Source organism: Carnobacterium sp. (genome assembly GCF_040274945.1).
Taxonomy (GTDB): Bacteria; Bacillota; Bacilli; order Lactobacillales; family Carnobacteriaceae; genus Carnobacterium_B.
The window spans coordinates 1-21479 of sequence record NZ_JBEMAR010000007.1 but is presented as its reverse complement, the minus strand read 5'-3'; the positions used below and the strand labels follow the sequence as shown (position 1 = coordinate 21479).

The following is a 21479-nucleotide window of genomic DNA, read 5'->3' as shown; positions in this document are numbered from 1 at the left end:
GTTATAAAGATAAATAAAGGAGAGAATTAAATGATTCAAGAAGAAAATAAAAATATGTCATTTACACAGATTATATCTATTTTAGGTGTTATTTTGATGGGGTCATTCGTGACCATATTAAATCAAACGCTTATGAGTACGGCTTTACCCAGTATTATGAAAGAATTTTCGATTACAACTACTCAAGGTCAATGGTTAACAACAGCCTACATGTTGATTAACGGAATCATGGTACCTATTACGGCGTACCTTGTAAACCGATTTACAACACGGCAGTTGTATCTTTTTTCAATGATCGTGTTTTCAATTGGTACATTGGTTGCTGCTACTTCCAGCGTTTATGGAGTATTGATTACTGGACGCATGATTCAGGCAATAGGAGCAGGAATTATTTTACCATTACAAATGATTGTCGTGTTGTATCTTTTTCCAATTGAAAAAAGGGGTTCAGCAATGGGTTTGATTGGTTTAGCAATGAACTTCGCTCCAGCAATTGGGCCAACATTCTCAGGTTGGGTAGTGCAAAATTACCACTGGAACATGTTGTTCTACTTTATTTTACCATTTGCTATTATAGATGTTATTGTTGCATTCTTTGTTTTGAAAAATGTTGGTGAAGTAGGTCGCCCTAAATTAGATTTGATCAGTGTCATCTATTCAACATTAGGTTTTGGCGGATTATTATTTGGTCTTAGTAATGCCTCTTCACATGATTTCATGAGTATTAATGTAGCTTTGCCTTTAATTGTTGGAATTATTGCTTTAATTCTACTGGTTAACCGCTGTAATCATTCAGAAGAACCTTTATTAAACTTTAGTATTTTTAAATATGGAGGGTACCGCTTGAATATTATTATTTCATTCGTATTGACTGCTGGAATGTACGGAGCTATAATCTTATTGCCAATTTACTTTCAAACGATACGCGGAATGACACCGATGGAATCAGGAATGATTCTTTTGCCAGGTTCACTCGTTATGGCTGTTATGAGTCCCATCACTGGTAGAATGTTTGATAAATATGGTTCTAAAAAATTAGCTATGAGTGGATTAATGTTGGTAACAGTTGGAACTTTTGTTATTGGTTTAATAAATATTAATACACCTATCTATATTATTGTAATACTGCAAATGGTTCGTACGTTAGGTTTTGCGTTAACGTTGATGCCTATTCAAACAGCAGCTTTCAATGCTGTCCCTCTAGAATTAGCTTCACATGCTGCAGCAATGTTTAATACTCAACGCCAATTAGCTGGATCAATGGGAACAGCTTTGTTTGTGGTTGTGATGATGCTTGTTTCTCAAAATAAACTAGCAGAACATGTTACAGGACAAATAGCTGATTTAGCAGGTTTTCAAATGGTCTTTAAATTAGTTGGGCTATTATCATTAGTAGCTTTCATTATGACGTTGTTCATCAAGGAAAAACCGTATTTACCTAAAAGAGAACTAGTCGAAAATAATTAAATCCTACTAAAAAGGTTCTAGAAATCATCATCAATTGATGATTTCTAGAACCTTTTTTTATTGGGGAATAAAAGTTTAATTCAAGTAAAGTAAAAACGCAATTCGATGAAACTAAAATTGAAGGCGATAAAATACAAGAAATCATTGTGAAACTAGGTTATCCAGTATTGTCTACAAAAATATTTTAAATGTAGTTTAAAAAATAATAAAAATTCAATCCAGATCATTGATGTGGTCTGGATTGTTTTTTTTAGATAAATCTAGTTTCTTGATAATCGTCAATTTAACTTTCTTAAAACAGCAGTAAAGTAAGAGTGTAGATAGATAAAAGAAATAGGAGGAAGAAAAGATGATCTCACATATCAATAAACATAAAAACCACATCGTTGTTTTATCAGGAATATTAATTGCTCTCGGATTTGTTTTCGGTTTCATTGGAAGTGAAAATCTAAAAAATGATGCTTTGATTGGTGCAACCCTCATTGCCAGTGTTCCTATCTTCATTAAAGCCATTCAAGCACTGCGCATGAAAGCTTTTAGTATTGATCTACTTGTAAGTATCGCAGTTATAGGAGCGTTATATATTGGAGAATATACAGAATCTTCTGTTGTAACATTCTTGTTCTTGTTCGGAGATTATCTGGAAATGAGAACTTTAGAAAAAACGCGTTCTTCATTAAGAGAACTAGTGGATATGGCTCCTCAAGAAGCATCTATTCTGCGTATAGACGGCAAAATAGAAACGATTCCCGTTGAAGATGTTGAAGAAGGTGATCGTGTCATTGTTCATCCAGGAGGAAAAATTCCTGTTGACGGCAAAATCGTATCTGGAAAAGCTTCAATCAATGAAGCCGCAATCACGGGAGAATCTGTACCAGCTTCAAAATCAATGAATGATAAAGTTTTTAGTGGAACCATTATAGATACTGGCTACCTCGAAATAATTGCTGAAAGAGTTGGGGATGATACAACATTTGCTAAAATCATTGAACTCGTGGAAGAAGCGCAAGAATCAAAATCCAAAGCAGAAAAATTTTTAGATAAATTTGCCAATATTTACACACCGGCAGTTGTTGTGTTATCCATACTTGTTTATGTCATTACGAGAGATTTGCATTTGGCTATCACTTTCTTGGTGATTGCTTGTCCGGGTGCTTTAGTTATTGGAGCTCCAGTGTCAAATGTTGCGGGTATCGGAAATGGTGCAAAAAACGGTGTATTGATCAAAGGCGGAGAAATTATGGATAAATTCTCTAAAGTAGATACGCTGGTATTTGATAAAACCGGTACATTAACCAAAGGAAAACCTCAAGTAACGGATATTCATACGTTCAATAACACCGATGCCAATAAATTATTAGAATTGGTTGCTAAAGCCGAAACAATTTCAGAACACCATTTAGGGCAAACAATCGTGAAAGAAGCCGAGTCTCGCGGTTTGGACTTTGCGGCTATGGAAATTAAAGACGGTGAAGCGATTAAAGGAAATGGAATTAAAGCTGTTGTAAATTCCCAGCACGTTATAGCCGGGAATCGTAAATTAATGAAAACAGAAAATGTTACTATTTCGACTAGTGCTGAAACGTACGCAGTCAAGCGTGAAAAAGCTGGCAACTCAGCTGTCTTTATTGCGCTAGAAGGACAACTAGTAGGAATTGTCTCCATCGCCGATCAAATTCGTGACGATGCAGAAATGGCTTTAGCTCAAATGAGGGGAAATGGCATTAAAAAAATCGTTATGTTAACGGGTGACAACAAACACACTGCAGAAGCGGTTGCCACAGCATTAGGATTAGACGAATTCCATGCTGAATTATTACCGGAAAACAAAGTGGAATATGTGAAACGACTGAAAGAATCTGGTCATATTGTTGCTATGGCAGGAGATGGAATCAACGATGCTCCGGCAATTGCCACTGCCGATATTGGTTTAGCAATGGGTGAAGGCGGAACAGATATTTCTATGGAGACGGCAGATGTGGTTTTAATGGCAGACAAATTGATGCAATTCTCGCATGCTTATTCATTAGCTAAAGCAACGACTCGTAATATGAAACAAAATATTTTTATTGCTGTGGGAGTTGTCGCTATTCTACTAACCGGTGTTTTAATGGGAAGTGTTCATTTAGCATCCGGAATGTTTATCCATGAAGCAAGTGTACTGGTGGTTATCTTAAATGCAATGCGTTTGATTCACTTTAACCGTAAAAATATGCAGGCAGCCAATGAAATGAGCGCAGTGTCTGTCCACGTTTAATTTGCTTAAAGGATTTCCATTTGAAAGGAGTGATGAGGTAAAGAAGTTAGGTAAAAACGATAAAAACATTATTTATTTTAGGAGGAATCATCAATGTCAGAAGAACACAGCCACCACAATCCAACGGCAGCAGCAATGACAAATCATATCATTGCTAACCAAGGTATACTACAAATCAAGCTACATCAATATCACTGGTATGTAAAAGGACCGAACTTCTTTACCTTGCATGAAAAATTTGAAGAATTATACACTGAAAGTACTCAGTATTATGATAAAATTGCTGAACGTTTAATTGCATCAGGAGCAAAACCATTTTCAACAGCAGAACAATACATTCAATATTCATTTGTACAAGAAGCTGCTTCAGGAAAATACTTGTCCGCAGAAGAAATGGTGGAAAACTTAGTTGATGACTATCGTACAACCCGTGATGTCGCCGGACGTGCCATCATATTGGCACAAAATGAAAATGATACTGTATTGGAAGATCTGTTAATTGACTACAAAGGCTATTTAGATAAAACAATTTGGATGCTGCAAGCTTTTCTTGGCAAAAAGGCTCTTGAAGGCGAAGAGGATGACTAGAGCGTGTTTTAAAACTAATTCGTCAAGAGAAAAATAGTTGTTAAATAGACAAAGACTAAATAAAATATTGCAATAGGTCTCTCCATTGCTTATTTGATAGTGAGAAGGGAAATTACTATCAGGTTCAACGTAGAATTTTATTTGAGTAGACACAGCGAGCTTTAGTTCGATCAACTCAGAGCCGTTTTCTATTTGAGTTGATGTAACGAGCCTTAGTTCGATTAACTCAGAGCCGTTTTCTATTTGAGTTGATGTAACGAGCCTTAATTCGATTAACTCAGAGCCGTTTTCTATTTGAGTTGATGTAACAAGCCTTAATTCGATTAACTCAGAGCCTTTTTCTATTTGAGTTGATGTAACGAGTCTTAGTTCGATTAACTCAGAACCATTTTCTGTTTGAGTAGACGCAATAAGTCCTATTTCGACTAGCTCAGAATAGTAATCTAAGTTTATTAACACAAAAGGAATGGGATAATTATCCCATTCCTTTTGTGTTAATAAACTTGCAGTTCTGTTTTTCATTGTATGACTTGGAAATTATGAAATGTATCTGGTTTGATCCTATCGTGTTTTTTAAAGTAATTTGCAATTAGTTCGGTCATATCAATCGTGACTTCTCTAATAATTTTATCAGCGCTAAACATATCATAATTTCCACCACCTACTGCTCGATATTGATTGATGACAATTTCTAATCGATCATCTTTTTGAATAAGGGCACCATTGTGACGGAGCTGGCAAATACGACTACCGATTGGAAGTGAAACGTCAATGGTATAATCGATTCCAGCGTACATATCGTAGTTGTATTGTTGGGCTTTAGGATAGAGAAAAGCTGGACTGATCTCAAGCTGTCCGTTTGCCGATGGACTAAAGTAGCTGGCTGATTTTTCTAAAGCACGTTTTAAGTCATTTCCGGTTACTTCTACGACTGCAAGCGTATTTGGATAAATGTAGTTCGTAACGATATCACGCATTGTTACAGTTGGTCCAAAACCTTTGCTATCATTTGTGAAAAGAGCTGTACCAGAAATGGTTGTTCCAGTTGCCTTCATTTGAACTTTATGAATAAAATCAATATAAGGATGACCGGTTAAGCGAACTTGAAAAGGATCCATGATCCACATAGTACCCTCTATTTCTCCGATTTTTTGATCTAACCAATCTTCGATCTCATCTTGAAAACCACTGTATTTTTCTGCCGTTTGAGAATCGATCTTAGTATCGTTAGCTGAGATAAGCTCAGCTGTCTTAGAAAGAATAGTGGTTTTTTCATCCTTTTTTTCTATTGTTAAAGAAACTTTTCCAATGTTGTGTCCTTTGTCTCCAGGTTGCACGATAGCAACAGAAGAGTTCACAGTAGCAATTTCTCGGTGTTGATGTCCAGTTAGCAAAACATCGATCCCAGGAATTATTTTCAAAAGTTCGAACCCTTCATTTTCACCGGTTAAAGCTTCTGTAGGTTCACCAGTGGTTAAGTCTTTTTCAAAACCACCATGATAACTGACGATGACGACATCTGCCAATTCTTGTAATTTTGGGACGTATTCTTGGGCACATGTAACAGCTGATTGAAATGATAATCCAGCAATAGACGCAGGTTGTTCCCAATTTGGAATGTATTGAGTTGTCAGTCCTAATACAGCTACCGTTAAGTTGTCAAACGTGAATAATTCATAAGGTTTACCAAATGCCGGCTGACCTTGATCGTTTAAAATATTGGCACATAAAATAGGATAATCAAGTGTCGTTATAGCGTCAGTCAAGTATTCTTTTCCATAATTAAATTCATGATTGCCTAATACTCCTGCATCAAAACCGATGTCATTAAGAATCGATGTATAACGTGCAGGATGTTTCGTTTGTTTGGCTGTATAGTAAGTTAAAGGGGAGCCTTGTAAGAAATCCCCATTATCAATCACCAATACAGGATCCGTTTCTTTGGCTTTTATTTCTTTGATGATAGAGTCGATTTTCAACAATCCGAATGGCAAATCTTGATCTCTTTGTTTGTAATCGGTTGGGTAAATATACCCATGGATATCGCTTGTGGATAGAATAGTTAATTTCATAAAAAGACTCCTTTAAAATTCATTGGTTAACCTTTAACGAGGCTTGCTCTCATTTTGTTGGAGAAGAACTCCACTAGTAAAATCAAGACGATCAACCCAATCAGTATAGATCCTACTTCATTCCAACGGTAAGAATTCATTGCGAATATCAATGGAGCGCCCACACCACCAGCACCAACAAGTCCTAGTATCGTAGCATCACGTAAGTTCATATCGAAGCGGTAGATTGTAACCGATAAAAAGTTTGAAAAAAGCTGGGGAATGATTCCGAAGCGAATTTTTTCAAAAGTTGTACACCCCATTGAAGTCAAGGATTCCAAAATGCTGGTATCTAAGTCTTCAATAATATCTACATATAATTTTGAAACCATTCCAATTGAAGTAATAGACATCGTCAATACTCCGGCAAATGGACCTGGACCAGTAATGCGGATAAACATCAAGCCATATACCAAAGCTGGAACAGTTCGGATGGCAATAACGATTAAACGTACCAGGTAAGCTAATGGAGCAGGTACGACGCTAGGAGCCATTAAGAAAGCAATCGGTATGGCTAAAATAGCTCCAAAGATGGTTCCTAAAAAGGCGATACAGATGGTTTCAAATAAAAGATATAGTACACCACTAGTGGTCAATCCGAATAATAAGTTTAAATCTGGATTTAAAAGACCTTTGAAAATATTTGATGCGATTGTCAATCCACTATCGTTCAGGCTTTGTACTTCAATAGAAGAAACAGACCAAATAAAAGCAATGAACAAAATGGTGATTATACTCATTAAGTATAATCCTTTCTTGGGTTCTTGTTCAAATTGAATTTCAATCATTTCCGACATGGGTTACACTCCTCATTGTAATTTCTTTCTAAAATGTTCACTGATTCGTTCAATAATAAAGACCGTTACAGCCAAAACAACTAAAATCATACCAACACTGGAATAATCACGCCAACCCAGTCTTTCGTTTAAAAGCAGTCCAAGACCTCCGGCACCGACATACCCTAATATAGAAGCGTAGCGGACATTTCCTTCAAAACAAAATAAAGACGTAGATAGATAAGTTGGTAAGATTTCTGGAATAATCGCGTATCGAAAAGATTGTAGCTTGGTTAACCCCATAGATTCTAATGCTTCAAATGAGCCCATATCGATATTTTCGATTTGTTCGTATAGAAGTTTTCCGATATAGGACAAGGTAAACAAAAAAATCGCAATCGTTCCAGCCATCGTACCTAGCCCAAAAACAAAAGTAGCAATCAATGCGGTAACTAAAGTAGGTAAAGTTCTTAGAACGCTGAGAATGAATTTGAAAAAACCGGCTGTGATCTTACTTTTTATGATATTTGAAGAAGCCAATAGCGCGAAAACAATAGCGACTAATGAGCCAAGAAGGGAACCGACTAATGACATTTTAATAGTGTCTAATAAAGGTTTCCAAATATTCGGTAAGTAATCGATATTTGGTGGGATCATATCATTTAAAATAATGAAAAATTCTTGCCAACGATTTAGAAGGGTAGCGAAGCTGAACCCTGTTACATTTACCGAAATGACAAAACCAATTGCGATTAAAACCAGAACAAAAGGTGTTTTGGTTCTTTTTTCTTCAACTATTTTATTGTTGGCCAACATAATTTTTTTTGGTGGAAATAACTTGTCATAAATCATCATTTTCATGCACTCCTAAGATTGTGGTTGTAAAGTTGGGTTTACACTTAGTTCGTCTTGAACTTGAGCATGTCCGTAAATAAGATCTAAAATAGGCTGAGTAACATCACTTGCTTTGCCATCATAGACGACTTGTCCTTTTCGAATGCCGATTACGCGATCAGCATACTCTAAAGCCAACTCTACATGGTGAATATTTAAAAGGATCGACATGTGGGTATCTTTATTGATTTTTTTGAAATCATCCATAACTTGTTTAGCGGTCACGGGGTCTAATGAAGCAACAGGTTCATCTGCTAAAATAATTTCTGGTGATTGAGCAAGTGTTCGTGCTAAAGCAACACGCTGTTGTTGTCCACCAGAAAGTTGATTGACACGCATGAAAGCTTTATCTAAAATCCCCACTTTATCTAAAGCAGTTAAAGCAGTAAGTTTAGTTTCTTTAGGGAAAATACCCAATACTTTTCTCCAATAAGGCAGTTCAGGAACAGAAGACATTAAGACGTTATTTAAAACCGTAGTTCGTGTAACTAAATTAAAGGATTGAAAGATCATGCCCACTCTTCTGCGGTATTGTCGAATCTCTTTTCCTTTTAAGGCACTAACATCGATGCCATTAACCATTAATTTTCCGCTATTAATATCATGCATGCGGTTGACACAACGAATAAGCGTAGATTTTCCGGCACCAGATAGCCCGATAATCGCTACAAATTCTCCTTGTTCAATTTTTAAGTTTACGTTGCTCAATGCGGTCACGCCATTTGGATATGTTTTGTTTACATCAATAAATTCTATCACGTAATCATTAGTCCTTTCCAAAAATAAAACTATGAAGGAGTGTGACAAAAAGCGTTTAGACCCGAATCACTGGATCGAATAAGCGCAGCATGGTCATTGACCATCGAGCATTATTCGTGAAGTGGACGTCGGGTCTGCTTTTTTGAACACGTTCTAAAATAATCATATAGGAAGGGACTAAGACTTTTGTCTCAGCCCCCTTCACAGTTTCATTTGGTTTATTTTTAATTAGTAAAGTCAGTTTGAACGTTTTATTGGATTCCTAGATCTTGAACGATTTTTTGAGCAGCTCTTTCATCATCGTATTCTGCATCTTCCGTTACTTTGTACCCTTCGTGACTATAGACAGAAATAACTTCTTTTCCTTCGTCTGTTTCAGCAATGTTAATAAATGCTTCTTGCAAAGCTGCTTTTAATTCGTCATCCATTTTGTCAGAGTTTTTGCTGACACTGATGGTGTCGTTGTAAATTCCTGGAGTAACCCCAACAACAGCCGTTTCATCCCAAATGTTTTCTGTTCTACCGTATTCTGAAGTCCAAGTATCTTCGTAGTCTCTTCTGCCATCAGCAAATGTAACCAAAAGGTCAACTTGTTCAGAAGCGAGACGAGCAAATGAACTTCCATATGAATCAGCTTGAACCACTTTTTCTAAGTCTGTAATGGATTTTCCGAAATTCTCATCTAGCCATAACGTTGGGTAGATGTAGCCTGCAGAAGAAGAGGAAGACATTACGCTCCACGAAGCACTATTCATGTCTTCAAATGTTAATTCTTCACCGCTATTAATTTTAGCAGCTAACTCTTGGCCTTTTTCAGAAGGACCTGCAATGATCAGTGAACGATAAGAAGTCACTTGTTCATCGGTTGCTTCAGTAGGTGTGTTTTTGTTCCAGTCAGCTGGATTGTCCGAATCATTGCTTAATCCGGCTCTTGTAGAAGTTAAAATTACTTCAGCACCGTCATCGTATAATACATAGGTTCCACCAGGGATAAAGCCGACATCTAATGTACCAGCGGAAAGAGATTCCCCTACAGCTTCATAGTTGGTTCCAACTGTGATATCAACCTCATCGAGGTCGTAACCTAAAGTTGACATTTCATCAATTAGTAAATCCTTTAGTGGCTCTGTTGCTGTAACGATTTCTTCAGGATCTCGTGAAGGGACAAAACCAATCGAAAGTGTATCAAGCTCGATTGCTCCATCAGTATTTGTGGCTGCAGATTCACTGTTGGCCGCTTCGTTGCCACATCCAACTAATAACCCCGCTAATAATGCTGCTCCTATGTACTTACCGAATTTCTTATGCATGTAATTAAATCCTCCTGTATTTTTATTTTCACAAACAATTAACACATAAAACATTGTATCATTCGTGTTATTTAAAAGATAGTTTTTTTTAGAAAAACATAAAAAATAGAAATGCTTGTTTTTTTTAATGATTATACTTGTTTGAAAGGAGTTAAATCAAAAAAACAACTATTTATAGTTTCTGAAAGGTATTAATCAATTAAATTTAAAAAATCATTTGCTTTAATTTTATTATAAAACACGAATATTAAATTCAAATAGATTATTTGTATTATTTTTGTAAATTTCTTGCTAGTTAAGTGTTAAGTAAGAATGAACATGAACATCAAAAATTAGAAAGTAAGAGTTGAAATAGTTGTGTTCAATTTCCATTAATCTTACTATTGATTAGTAGGGTTAGTCTGACGATTTAATGTTTACAGTACTATTAAGAAAGTTGAAAGGATGGTAAATGATGAAAAGTGAAAAAGTATATTTAACGATAGCGACTTTAGCAACATCTTTAACCTTAGTAGCATGCGGGACAGGAGATGAAGGAACGGATATGTCTTTTTCAGAATCCAGCAGTTCAACAAGCATGAATATGGAAGACTCAAGCATGATGAATTCTGATTCAGATATGGATATGGAAGGTATGATGCATGATGATTCAGGTGAAGTACCAGATGATCTTAAAGAAGCTGCAGATCCAACATATGAAGTAGGGAGTACCGCTGTTATTCAAGCTGACCATATGGAAGGCATGAAAGGAGCCGAAGCCACAATTGTAGGAGCATTTGACACTACGGTTTATGAAGTTTCTTATCAGCCAACGACTGGCGCAAAAAGAGTTGAAAACCACAAATGGGTCACACAAGAAGAGATTGAAGAAGCAGGAGACGAAGTTATTGCAAATGGTGTTGAAGTGACATTAAAAGCTGATCACATGGAGGGTATGGATGATGCACCAGCCATTATTGAAGCTTCAAAAACCACAACTATCTATATGATTGATTACGAACCTACAACGGGCGGAGATACGATTAAAAATCATAAATGGGTGACAGAAGATGAGCTTTCGTCAGAACAATAATGAATAAAAAGTAAATTAAGTAAGTAGCAGGATAGAAGCCATTGTATTGGAATCTATCCTGCTATTTTATCGAAATCGTTTAATATAGACGAAGTGATGGTTCTGAATCACATGGGAAATTTCCCAGGAAATGAAAAAAGTACCTATTAAGGAATGCCGATTTTTTTGAGGGTCAGAGGATTGAACTAAAAAAATGTGGATGGTATAGTTTGTTTATGGAAGCGATTTCATAAAAAGAATAAGGAGATGAAAAGAAAATGATGCAAAAACTACAGCGGTTTGGCGGTGCAATGTTTACTCCGGTTTTATTATTTGCTTTCTCAGGTATTATCTTAGCCATTGCTATTATGCTTCAAAATACATTAATTGTTGGAAACATTGCAACTGCGGGTACAATGTGGGCGAACTTTTGGTCAATTGTTGAAGCAGGTGGTTGGACTGTATTCAATCAGATGGAATTACTATTTGTTATTGGTCTACCTCTTGGATTAGCTAAAAAAGCTAGTGGAAGAGCAGCATTAGAATCAGTCGTTGTTTATATGACGTTTAACAATTTTGTTGGAAAAATTCTTGAACTGATGGGTCCAACTTTTGGAGTAGACTTTGCACAAGAAGCTGGCGGAGACAGCGGGATAAAAATGATTGCTGGAATTAAAACATTAGATACCAACTTAATCGGTGCTATTTTAGTTGCTGCAATTGTTGTTTGGTTACATAACCGTTTCTTTGAAACTAAACTACCAGATTTCTTAGGTATTTTCCAAGGGTCTTCATTAGTTGTTATGATAGGATTTTTCCTAATGCTTCCGTTAGCATTTTTAACAGCTTGGGGCTGGCCGATCATTCAAGGTTTGATTAGTTCAATGCAAGGTTTCTTAGCTTCATCAGGAACATTAGGTGTATGGCTATACGTATTCTTGGAAAGACTTTTGATACCAACTGGAATGCATCATTTCATTTATCAACCATTCATTTATGGTCCAGCAGTTGTAGAAGGCGGGATTACAGCTTATTGGCTAAATAATTTAAGCGATTTCGCTTCATCGACGGTTCCACTTAAAGAGTTATTCCCGGCTGGTGGATTTGGGTTACACAATGTTTCGAAAATCTTTGCTCCTCTTGGTATAGCAGCAGCATTTTACGCAACAGCAGATCCAGCTAAAAAGAAAAAAACATTGGCTTTATTGATTCCGACAGCTTTAACAGCAGTTCTTGCTGGTATTACAGAACCGTTTGAATTTACGTTCTTATTTATTGCACCACAATTGTTCTTAATACATGCTGCTTTAGCGGCTACTTTAGGAGCAACCGTTTATGCATTTGGCGTTGTAGGTGATGTAGGTAGTGGATTGATTACGATGTTGACACAATTTATTATACCCATGTCAATCAATCATCTCGGAACAGTATTAACTTTAGTTGGAACTGGGTTAGCATTTAGTGTCATTTACTTCTTTGTATTCCGTTTTGCCATTTTAAAATTTGATATCAAAACACCAGGTAGAGAATTAGAAGAAGAAGTTAAAATGTATTCTAAAAAAGATTACCGTGAAAGACAAGCAAATGGAAAAACAGTTCCAGCAAATGGTGGAGCCTATGCAAGTAGTGCAGCTCATTATTTAGAAGGACTTGGCGGTACAGCCAATATTGCGGATGTAAATAATTGTGCTACAAGATTAAGAGTGTCCGTTAAAGATGAAAACCTGGTCAAAGAAGACGGTTTCTTTAAAGCAGCAGGTGCTCATGGAGTCGTTCGTAAAGGAAAAGCCTTCCAAATTATCGTTGGATTGGATGTGCCTCAAGTAAGAGATGCATTTGAAGACGAAATGAAAAGTACTGGAAATTTAGTAGATACTCAGAGCCAAACAGAACCAACGATTTAAAAAAAATAAACTTAAGGAGTAGATAAATATGACTTTAAAAAAACAATCAATTTTAGTAGCAGGTGGAGGAAGTACTTTTACACCAGGAATCATTATGATGTTATTAGAAAATTTAGAAATATTCCCGATTCGTCAAATCAAATTTTATGACAATGATGAGGAAAGACAAAAACAAATTGCAGATGCTGTAGAAATCGTATTAAAAGAACGTGCACCAGAAATTGAATTTCTTGCAACTACTGATCCAGAAACAGCTTTTACTGATATCGACTTTGCGATGGCACATATCCGAGTTGGGAAATATGCTATGCGTGAGCAAGATGAAAAAATCCCTTTAAAATATGGCGTAATTGGACAAGAAACATGTGGACCAGGTGGAATTTCTTATGGGATGCGTTCAATTGGAGGCGTATTAGAATTAATTGATTATATGGAACAATACTCGCCAGATGCTTGGATGTTGAACTATTCGAATCCAGCAGCAATCGTGGCAGAAGCGACTCGCAAACTAAGACCAAACAGCAAAATTATCAATATTTGTGATATGCCGGTTGGAATCGAACACCGTATGGCGGAGATTTTAGGACTGAAAAGCCGTAAAGACATGACAGTTCGATACTACGGCTTGAATCACTTTGGTTGGTGGACAGATATTCGTGATAAAGATGGTAATGATTTGATGCCGGCAATCAAAAAACATGTTGCGGATCACGGATATGTTACTCCCGGAGAACTAGAAGGCATTCCAGGTGAAGATATTGAGCCAAGTTGGATGCACACATATGGTAAAGCAAAAGAAACCTTTGCTTTAGATCCAAATACTTTACCAAATACGTATTTGAAGTACTACTTGTTCCCACAAGATGAAGCTGAAAAATCAAATCCTAATTACACACGTGCGAATGAAGTAATGGATAACCGTGAAAAACAAGTCTTTTCTGAATGCAACCGTATTTCAAATATTAAGACAGCGGAAGATGCAAAGTTAGTAACAGATGATCATGCTTCATATATTGTCGATTTAGCAAGAGCGATTGCTTATAATACTCATGAAAGAATGTTATTGATCGTACCAAATGATGGCGCCATCTCTAACTTTGATCCGACAGCTATGGTAGAAATCCCATGTATCGTAGGTTCAAATGGCCCAGAAACAATCAATCAAGGAGAAATTCCACGTTTCCAAAAAGGAATGATGGAACAACAAGTAGCTGTTGAAAAATTAGTCGTTGAAGCTTGGGAAGAAGGTTCTTACCAAAAATTATGGCAAGCACTGACCGTATCTAAAATTGTACCTAATGCTCGTGTAGCACGCGAAATACTAGATGACTTAATAGTAGCTAATAAAGGTTTTTGGCCTGAATTAAGTTAATCAGCTATGCTATAATAGTGTATATAAAAACATGGAGAGAACGTATTCTTCATGTTTTTATACATTGCTAATAGCAGGGAGAGATTTACTTGGGTTTAGAAGTACTCGTCAACCAGCATTTTCATGAATTAAATGAAAATGACTTGCAAATCATATCATACGTTATGAAACATAAAAATAAATGCCAAACGATGCCGATTGTTGAATTGGCACAAAAAACCCTTACTTCAAAATCATCCATTGTAAGGTTGGCAAAGAAATTAGGCTTCTCAGGATTTAGTGAATTTAAATACAGTTTAAAAAATGATTCCGACAAAACACAAAGGAACGAGGCTCAAGTGAATTTTAGTTCGCTGCAAAGTGAAGACAGTAAGGCAACTGCAAAGTTATTTAATCAAACAGACGTAGTTCCTATCTTAAAAGAAATTTATTCTGCGAAACGCATTTTTTGTTATGGAACAGGTTGGGGACAAAGAGATGTTCTTTCTGATTTTAGACGAAACATGGTACCGTTAGAAAAGTTTTTAATTCTTTTATCCGCTCAAAGAGAGCTACAAATGGCTGCAGCATCGACTATCACAGAAGACGATTTGTTAATTGTCTTATCTTTAAGCGGAGATATTCAAGAAGTGAAAGATGAAATGACCATGCTTAAACTGAAAGAAATTCCTATCTTATCTATTACTAGTCTAAGAAACAACAATTTAGCTTCTATGGCAACACACAATCTCTATTTCCAAGCTACACCAATTGTTTTAAATGGCGAAGATATCTTTTCCTTCTTACCACTTTTTCAAGTTACCGACTCATTATTTAGAACTTATCTTGATTTTTATCAACAAAACGAGTTTGAAAGGCAGGATGAATAAATGAAAAATCCGTTATCTTCAGTACAAAATAAAGTTCAGCCAGCGCTCTTTTTACGAGTTTACTTAATTTTAGCTCCACTTCTGTTCTTTATTTATTTTGCTGTAAACGCTGGATTAAGAGGTGAAAGCTTTGCTGTGTATTTAACAAGTCAGCCGATCAATCCAGTTATGTTGTTGATTGCTTTGCTGTCATTCTTCTGGTTTGCGGTATTGTCTACGGCACAAAATCAACCAAGTAAAAAAATTTGGAAGCGAACGATGATTGCTTTTATGGCAAGTAATCTATTGACTGGAAATGTAGTAGCTATTATTCTCGGCTATATGTCTATAAAGCAAGGAACAGTGTTAAAGGAAAATAAAGAAGTCGCAGTACCTAATTTGCCGTTACTATTAACAGTAATCATTGGTATTTTAACAGTGCTATCGCTATTCGTGTGTTTTGCGTTTATCCGAATTACCTTAGCCTAAAAAATAGTTGAGTAAAACCACTTTAAACAGTGGTTTTTTTATGGATCATTTTGGTTAAATGGTATAATAAATCGTAAATAGCCCTATCGGCTTCAAAAAGAGGAGGATATCTAATGATCTATACAATCACTTTAAACCCAACGATTGATCGTTTGTTGCACCTTGATGGAGAGCTGACCAAAGAAAAGAACAATCGCCTAGAGAGCATTGCTTATGATATAGGAGGCAAAGGGCATCATGGTTCGTTTGCTATGAGTAAATTGGGCGTGGAAAATCAAGCGTTAGGCTTTTGTGGCACGACCAATAAAGGACAATTAGATAAAATATTGGAACAAAAAAATATCAACCATGACTTTGTAGAAATTTATGGCAAACCAACAAGAGAAAGTTATGTAATCTTAGAAAAAGGAATCAGCGGCAGTATTCTGATTACTGAAAAAGGGTACGACGTTTCTAGTTATGCTAAATCTTTATTATTTGATAAAATCGAAGAAAAGGTGGAAGCGGAAGACACTGTTTTGATAGCGGGTTCTATGCCTCCGGGTTTTGAAATTAAAGATTTAGAAAAATTAATGAGGTTATTGAACAAAATAGGTTGTTTTATTGCTTGCGATCTTTCAGGGGAAGCTTTAAGAACGGCTGTGAAATCTGGTGTAAATTTTATTAAACCAAACCGATTTGAAATACAAGAATTGTCCAAACAAGGTCAGACGCTTGTAGAAACAGTAAAAGAACTAACAAAAACAATTGATTACGTCATCGTATCTCAGGGCGGATCAGGTAGTCTATGTGGACATGCAGACGAATTGTATCAAATCAAACCTCCTTCAGTAGTCGTTAAAAATGATACAGGTGCTGGCGATTGTTTTGTCGGTTCATTTTTAGCTTCTATAACGCAGCAAAAGTCTTTTGTTGATGCTTTAACGTTTGCTACAGCTTGTTCAGCTAGTAAAGTGCAATATAATGATAGTTCATCCTTTAGTGTCAAAGATGCTGAGAACTTACAAAAAAAAGTAGTAGTAGAAAAAATAAACTAATCAATAACGTAATCTTAATGTTACTCGACTAGGAATGAACAGTTGACAATAAAATTGGAGATTGTTACAATGAGTCTACTTTAACCGTGTGAGCGCTCACCATTAAAGAAAACTAAAAAAATTAAACTAAGAAGGAGGAAGCGAATATGAAAAAGATGAGCTGTATGAACGTGTTGTGTTGTCCATGTTGTATGAACCACTCATGTTATCAGCAATCATCTTTTACTAGAGCTTCTTTCCTAATTAAATAACTAGGGTAGCTCTATCAATACGGACAAGACACAACTAAGGTTGCTTTTGGCATGCTTAGGGCGTTTTTTCGTTAATTGTTAAGGTGATCCAACTGTGCATGAGTGTATACCACTCATGCACTTTTTTTGTACTCTTTATTAACCGATTGGAGGAAGATAGATCATGTCAGGAAATACTAGAACGATGAAAAAGCCAAGCTTAATGTTGCAAGTTATCATTGGGGCTGTAGCAGGTATAATTGTGGGGTACTTCAGTAAAAATGCAGGGCTTCAGTTAGAAATACTCGGGACGATATTCATGAACTTGATTCAAATGATTATAGTACCACTTATTTTTCCAGTTATTATTTTAGCTATCGTTAATATTAGTGATTCTAAAAGTTTTGGAAAAGTGGCAGGTAAGTCTTTTGTTTATTTCTTTTCTGTAACAACTGGGCTAATTATACTGAGTATTTTAGCGGGGAAATGGACTGGAATTGGCAGTAACTTCCAAACAGGAAGCATTTCAACCGAGTCACTTGATGGGATAGCAAGCGGGATTGATTTTCAAAGCTTTCTCCTAAGCATCGTACCAAGCAATCTATTTCAAGCGTTCGCAGATGGTAATCTGTTGCCGATTATCTTTTTCGGTATTTTTCTAGGACTGTCTTTAGTATCTATAGGTGAAAAAGGAAGACCTGTTATTGTATTTTTTGAATCATGGTCGCAGGCGATGTTTAAAATGGTAGATTATGCAATTTCTTTTGCTCCCATTGGTGTATTTGGATTTCTGGCATATGATATAGCCGCCTATGGTATCGGAAACTTGCTTTCTTTAGGGCAATTCGTCTTGTTTACGTACCTTGCGTTCATGGTCGTAGTCTTACTCGTTTTTCCAATAATTGCTTGGTTTTTCCATGTACCCTACTTCGCATTACTTAAAGAAATTAGCGATCTGATCGTTCTTGTTTTCACGACAGGCAGCTCAAGCGTGGTATTGCCATCTCTTATTGATCGCTTAAAGAAATTTGGCGTATCGCCGGCGGTTTCTTCTTTTGTAACCCCGCTTGGTTATTCATTTAATTTAGATGGAGCATGTGTTTATATTAGCTTAGCAACAATGTTTATTGTTAACATGTATGATGTAACACTAGGATTTGGCGAGATTGTCGCGCTTGTTTTATTTTTAACCATCATTACTAAAGGCATTGCAGCCGTTCCTTCGGGAGCAGTAGTGGTATTGTTAGCAGCAGCAACACAACTTGGCTTACCTGCTGAAGGAGTTGCACTGATGGTTTCAGTAGACTTCTTTATCAACATGGGCCGGTCAGCAGTTAACGTTGTTGGAAATGCATTAGCACCAGTTCTAATTGCTCAATCAGAAACTGCATTTGAGTATGAGAAAAATAGAAATTTCACTAAAGAAGCTTTGGAAGCTGAGAAATAACAAGGAAAACATAAAAATGAATGAGGAGAGATTAAAATGAAAAAAATATATATTATCCATGAAAATAACGATTGGACAAGACATTTGACCGCACGCTTAGATGAAATCAATACCCCTTATGAATTATGGGACTTATCTGATGGATTGATCGATATTCAAGAAGAACCACCTGAAGGGATTTTCTATAATCGAATGAGTGCTTCTTCTCATACACGTGGACATCGATACGCGCCAGAATTAACGGATAATCTATTGACTTGGCTGGAAAGTCGTAATGCAATTGTGTTCAACGGAACAAAAGCCATTGAATTAGAAGTCAGTAAATTAAAGCAACACTTAGCTTTGCAAAAATATGGGATTCAAACACCTGAGACATACGGGGCAGTTGGAAAAGAACACATCCTTAAAGCAGCTGAAAAATTGAATAAATTTCCATTTATCATCAAGCACAATCGTGCAGGAAAAGGTTTGGGCGTCCGTTTATTGCAATCAATTGAAGAGCTAAAAACATATGTGTCTGGTCCGGAATTTGAAGATTCAATTGATGGTATCAGCTTAATTCAAGAATACATCAAGCCAGCCGATGGAACGATTGTCCGTTCAGAGTTTATTGGTGGGAAATTCTTTTATGCTGTAAAAGTCGATTCAAGTGACGGCTTTGAATTATGCCCAGCAGACAGTTGCCAAATTGGTGATGTGCCCGTAGTTAATAAATTTACAATTATTGATTCATTGCCAAGTGAACAAATTAAACAATATGAACACTTTCTTAAAGAACAAAAGATTGATGTAGCAGCTATTGAATTTATTTTTGACGCTGATGGAGTAGCGCATGCATACGATGTAAATACAAACACCAATTACAATGCTGATGCTGAAAAAGTAGCAGAGAAGTTTGCTATGTTAGCATTAGCAAACTTCTTAAAATCAGAATTGGAAAAAGTAGAATAATAACCTAAAACTTAGAATGAACTAAAGACCTAAGACTTACTTAAGTCTACAGCTATGGCCTTATTTTCAATTCCAAAGAAGCAGATTGATAGGAATTTTTCGATTAAATTGTTATTATATCAGTAAGGAGATGATTATATGTTAGCTAAAGCAAAATTAGGTTTGATTAGTGGAAGTGCTCTTGTATTATTAGCAGCTTGTGGAACGGAAACGCCTAATGAAGAAGCACCTACTTCGACACCAGAGTCAGAAGCATCTAGTTCGATGGAAAGTTCTGCCACGTCAAATTCAGCAGATTCTAGTTCTACGTCATCAACAAACTTTGAAGGGAAGAGCTTTTCAGTAACCTATGAACAAGCGGTTGCTGATTTCCAAGAAGCTTATCCTGATGCAGCTATCTCTTCAGTAGATTTCGATAAAGATTTTGGCGAGTATACTTTTGAAATCAATGGTTTTGATGATACTCAAGAAATTGAATGGGAAGTTAACGCTGAAACTGGCGAAGAGACAAAAAACAATACTGAAAAGAAAGACTCAGATTTTGACGATCAAGAATTGATGACAGATGATGTAATGGCTATAGATGAATTGATTGCTAATTCTGAAGAAGAAGCCCCCAATGCTACTATGGTTTCTTGGAACCTAGAAGTTGATGAGGATACAAAAACACCTGTCTTTACAGGGGAGTTTGAAGAAGGAAACAATGAAGTAGATGTACTTTTAAATGCTGAAACTGGTGAATTCTTATCTACAGATAACGACTAAAATAGATAAACTGCCAACCTTTTCTTTTGGGTTCGGCAGTTTTTTTGTTATCCTAGATCTAATGAACCTATTTTTTAATAAATCGGTTATACATAAACGTTATTCAGGAGGAAGATAAATGAATGCACCACTTTTGACTATTAATCAATTAGGCTATGAAGCAGAAGGGAAAGTTATTTTAAAAGACATTGATTTTTCTGTTGAAGAAGGAGAATTTGTGACGATTACTGGCCCGTCTGGAAGTGGGAAAAGTACACTTTTAAAGATTATTGCTTCCATGTTATCTCAAACTTCCGGAGAAATCCTTTATCAAAATAAACGAGTTGAAGATTATGAACCGACTAGTTATCGAAAGGAAGTGTCCTATTGTTTTCAAACAGCCACACTGTTTGACAAAACAGTAGAAGATAATTTAGCTTTTCCTTATGAAATTAGAAATCAAACCTTTGATAAGCAAAAAGCGTTATCTGCTTTAAATGAAGTCGGTTTGGGAGAAGAATATTTAGCTAAATCAGTGAATACTTTGTCAGGTGGAGAAAAACAAAGAGTGGCATTGATCCGCAATCTATTGTTTTTACCTAAAGTAATTTTATTAGATGAGGTAACCAGCGCCTTGGATTCAGAAAACCAAGAAATTGTTCGCAAATTGATTCATACACTCAACCATGAACAAGGGGTGACCGTATTATGGGTGACACATAATCCAGTGGAAATTCAATTATCTAGTCGGATTATTCAACTTGTTAATGGTGAAATGGAGGTCTCTAAATGAATCTAGCTATTAATAATACGTCATTATTATTTGCTACAGCATTAGTTGGAATAGCGCTCATGATTGTTTATAAAGAAAAGTTAGGCTTAGGGAAAGATATCCTCCTGAGCGTTTTTCGAGCCGTTATCCAATTATTTGCAGTTGGTTATTTATTAGGCTATGTTTTCAAGTTAAACAATACCGTAGTAACATTAGCGCTCGTTTTAGTTATTATATTTAATGCTTCTTTTAATGCAGGAAAGAGGAGCAAAGGTTTATCACATGCATTTAAAATTTCGTTTATTGCTATTTTTACTGCAACAAGTTTAACGTTACTCGTTTTAGTCATGTCAGGTTCGGTGTTATTTATTCCTTCACAAGTGATTCCAATTTCAGGAATGATCGCTAGTAATTCTATGATTGCTATTGGCATCTGTTACCGAAATTTAAATGCAAAATTTACTGATCAACG

At 36.1% G+C, this 21479-nt stretch carries 20 protein-coding genes; 14 read left to right on the top strand and 6 right to left on the bottom strand.

Translation table 11 applies throughout. The annotated features are described in order from the left end of the window. Positions 1-30: 30 nt before the first annotated feature. The 3 genes from ABS916_RS08435 to ABS916_RS08425 all read left to right on the top strand — a co-directional run bounded on the left by ABS916_RS08435 (position 31) and on the right by ABS916_RS08425 (position 4312). Positions 31-1467, top strand: coding sequence for an MDR family MFS transporter (locus ABS916_RS08435; RefSeq protein WP_350451466.1), 1437 nt, complete (start codon positions 31-33; stop codon positions 1465-1467). Positions 1468-1816: 349 nt separating this feature from the next. Continuing rightward, on the top strand, positions 1817-3724 hold the full coding sequence (locus ABS916_RS08430) for a heavy metal translocating P-type ATPase (protein ID WP_350451465.1): 1908 nt from the start codon (positions 1817-1819) through the stop codon (positions 3722-3724). Between the two features lie 93 nt (positions 3725-3817). Further along, positions 3818-4312 carry a Dps family protein gene (locus tag ABS916_RS08425; RefSeq protein ID WP_350451464.1) on the top strand — a complete coding sequence of 165 codons (495 nt, stop codon included), beginning with the start codon at positions 3818-3820 and terminating at the stop codon, positions 4310-4312. Here ABS916_RS08425 and ABS916_RS08420 read toward each other — a convergent pair. From ABS916_RS08420 to ABS916_RS08395, 6 genes are all read right to left on the bottom strand, one after another. Further along, the gene (locus ABS916_RS08420; RefSeq protein ID WP_350451463.1) at positions 4241-4834 is read right to left on the bottom strand and encodes a hypothetical protein; all 594 of its coding nucleotides are present in this window, start codon (positions 4832-4834) and stop codon (positions 4241-4243) included. The genes ABS916_RS08425 and ABS916_RS08420 overlap by 72 nt on opposite strands. After that, positions 4831-6384 carry a bifunctional metallophosphatase/5'-nucleotidase gene (locus ABS916_RS08415; protein ID WP_350451462.1) on the bottom strand — a complete coding sequence of 518 codons (1554 nt, stop codon included), beginning with the start codon at positions 6382-6384 and terminating at the stop codon, positions 4831-4833. The genes ABS916_RS08420 and ABS916_RS08415 overlap by 4 nt, the downstream gene beginning before the upstream one ends. Positions 6385-6410: 26 nt before the next feature. After that, positions 6411-7220 carry a phosphonate ABC transporter, permease protein PhnE gene (phnE, locus tag ABS916_RS08410; RefSeq protein WP_350451461.1) on the bottom strand — a complete coding sequence of 270 codons (810 nt, stop codon included), beginning with the start codon at positions 7218-7220 and terminating at the stop codon, positions 6411-6413. A 12-nt stretch (positions 7221-7232) separates the two neighbouring features. Next, entirely contained in the window at positions 7233-8054 is an 822-nt protein-coding gene (phnE, locus tag ABS916_RS08405) for a phosphonate ABC transporter, permease protein PhnE (protein ID WP_350451460.1), read from the bottom strand. 12 nt (positions 8055-8066) lie between these two features. Then, the gene (gene phnC / locus ABS916_RS08400) at positions 8067-8852 is read right to left on the bottom strand and encodes a phosphonate ABC transporter ATP-binding protein (RefSeq protein ID WP_350451459.1); all 786 of its coding nucleotides are present in this window, start codon (positions 8850-8852) and stop codon (positions 8067-8069) included. A 251-nt stretch (positions 8853-9103) separates the two neighbouring features. Beyond that, positions 9104-10162 carry a phosphate/phosphite/phosphonate ABC transporter substrate-binding protein gene (locus ABS916_RS08395; protein ID WP_350451458.1) on the bottom strand — a complete coding sequence of 353 codons (1059 nt, stop codon included), beginning with the start codon at positions 10160-10162 and terminating at the stop codon, positions 9104-9106. Positions 10163-10613: 451 nt separating this feature from the next. Between ABS916_RS08395 and ABS916_RS08390 the strand changes: the two genes are divergently transcribed. The 11 genes from ABS916_RS08390 to ABS916_RS08340 form a co-directional block, all read left to right on the top strand. Then, the gene (locus tag ABS916_RS08390) at positions 10614-11234 is read left to right on the top strand and encodes a YdhK family protein (protein WP_502880596.1); all 621 of its coding nucleotides are present in this window, start codon (positions 10614-10616) and stop codon (positions 11232-11234) included. A 257-nt stretch (positions 11235-11491) separates the two neighbouring features. Continuing rightward, positions 11492-13117 carry an alpha-glucoside-specific PTS transporter subunit IIBC gene (locus ABS916_RS08385; RefSeq protein ID WP_350451456.1) on the top strand — a complete coding sequence of 542 codons (1626 nt, stop codon included), beginning with the start codon at positions 11492-11494 and terminating at the stop codon, positions 13115-13117. 28 nt (positions 13118-13145) lie between these two features. Further along, positions 13146-14489, top strand: a complete 1344-nt coding sequence (locus tag ABS916_RS08380) for a 6-phospho-alpha-glucosidase (protein ID WP_350451455.1) — start codon at positions 13146-13148, stop codon at positions 14487-14489. 89 nt (positions 14490-14578) lie between these two features. Further along, positions 14579-15358, top strand: a complete 780-nt coding sequence (locus ABS916_RS08375) for a MurR/RpiR family transcriptional regulator (protein WP_350451454.1) — start codon at positions 14579-14581, stop codon at positions 15356-15358. Further along, a complete protein-coding gene (locus ABS916_RS08370; RefSeq protein ID WP_350451453.1) occupies positions 15359-15826 on the top strand; it encodes a hypothetical protein in 468 nt (155 codons plus the stop codon). Positions 15827-15939: 113 nt separating this feature from the next. Next, complete coding sequence (locus ABS916_RS08365; protein ID WP_350451452.1) at positions 15940-16863, top strand: 1-phosphofructokinase family hexose kinase; 924 nt, start codon at positions 15940-15942, stop codon at positions 16861-16863. 414 nt (positions 16864-17277) lie between these two features. Continuing rightward, positions 17278-18540, top strand: coding sequence for a dicarboxylate/amino acid:cation symporter (locus ABS916_RS08360; protein WP_350451451.1), 1263 nt, complete (start codon positions 17278-17280; stop codon positions 18538-18540). A gap of 30 nt (positions 18541-18570) precedes the next feature. Continuing rightward, positions 18571-19491, top strand: coding sequence for an ATP-grasp domain-containing protein (locus ABS916_RS08355; RefSeq protein WP_350451589.1), 921 nt, complete (start codon positions 18571-18573; stop codon positions 19489-19491). Positions 19492-19629: 138 nt separating this feature from the next. Next, positions 19630-20256 carry a PepSY domain-containing protein gene (locus tag ABS916_RS08350; protein WP_350451450.1) on the top strand — a complete coding sequence of 209 codons (627 nt, stop codon included), beginning with the start codon at positions 19630-19632 and terminating at the stop codon, positions 20254-20256. Between the two features lie 118 nt (positions 20257-20374). Next, positions 20375-21028, top strand: coding sequence for an ABC transporter ATP-binding protein (locus ABS916_RS08345; RefSeq protein WP_350451449.1), 654 nt, complete (start codon positions 20375-20377; stop codon positions 21026-21028). Beyond that, positions 21025-21479 (top strand): ABC transporter permease (locus ABS916_RS08340; protein WP_350451448.1); only part of this gene is annotated, 455 nt, incomplete at its 3' end. The genes ABS916_RS08345 and ABS916_RS08340, both read left to right, overlap by 4 nt.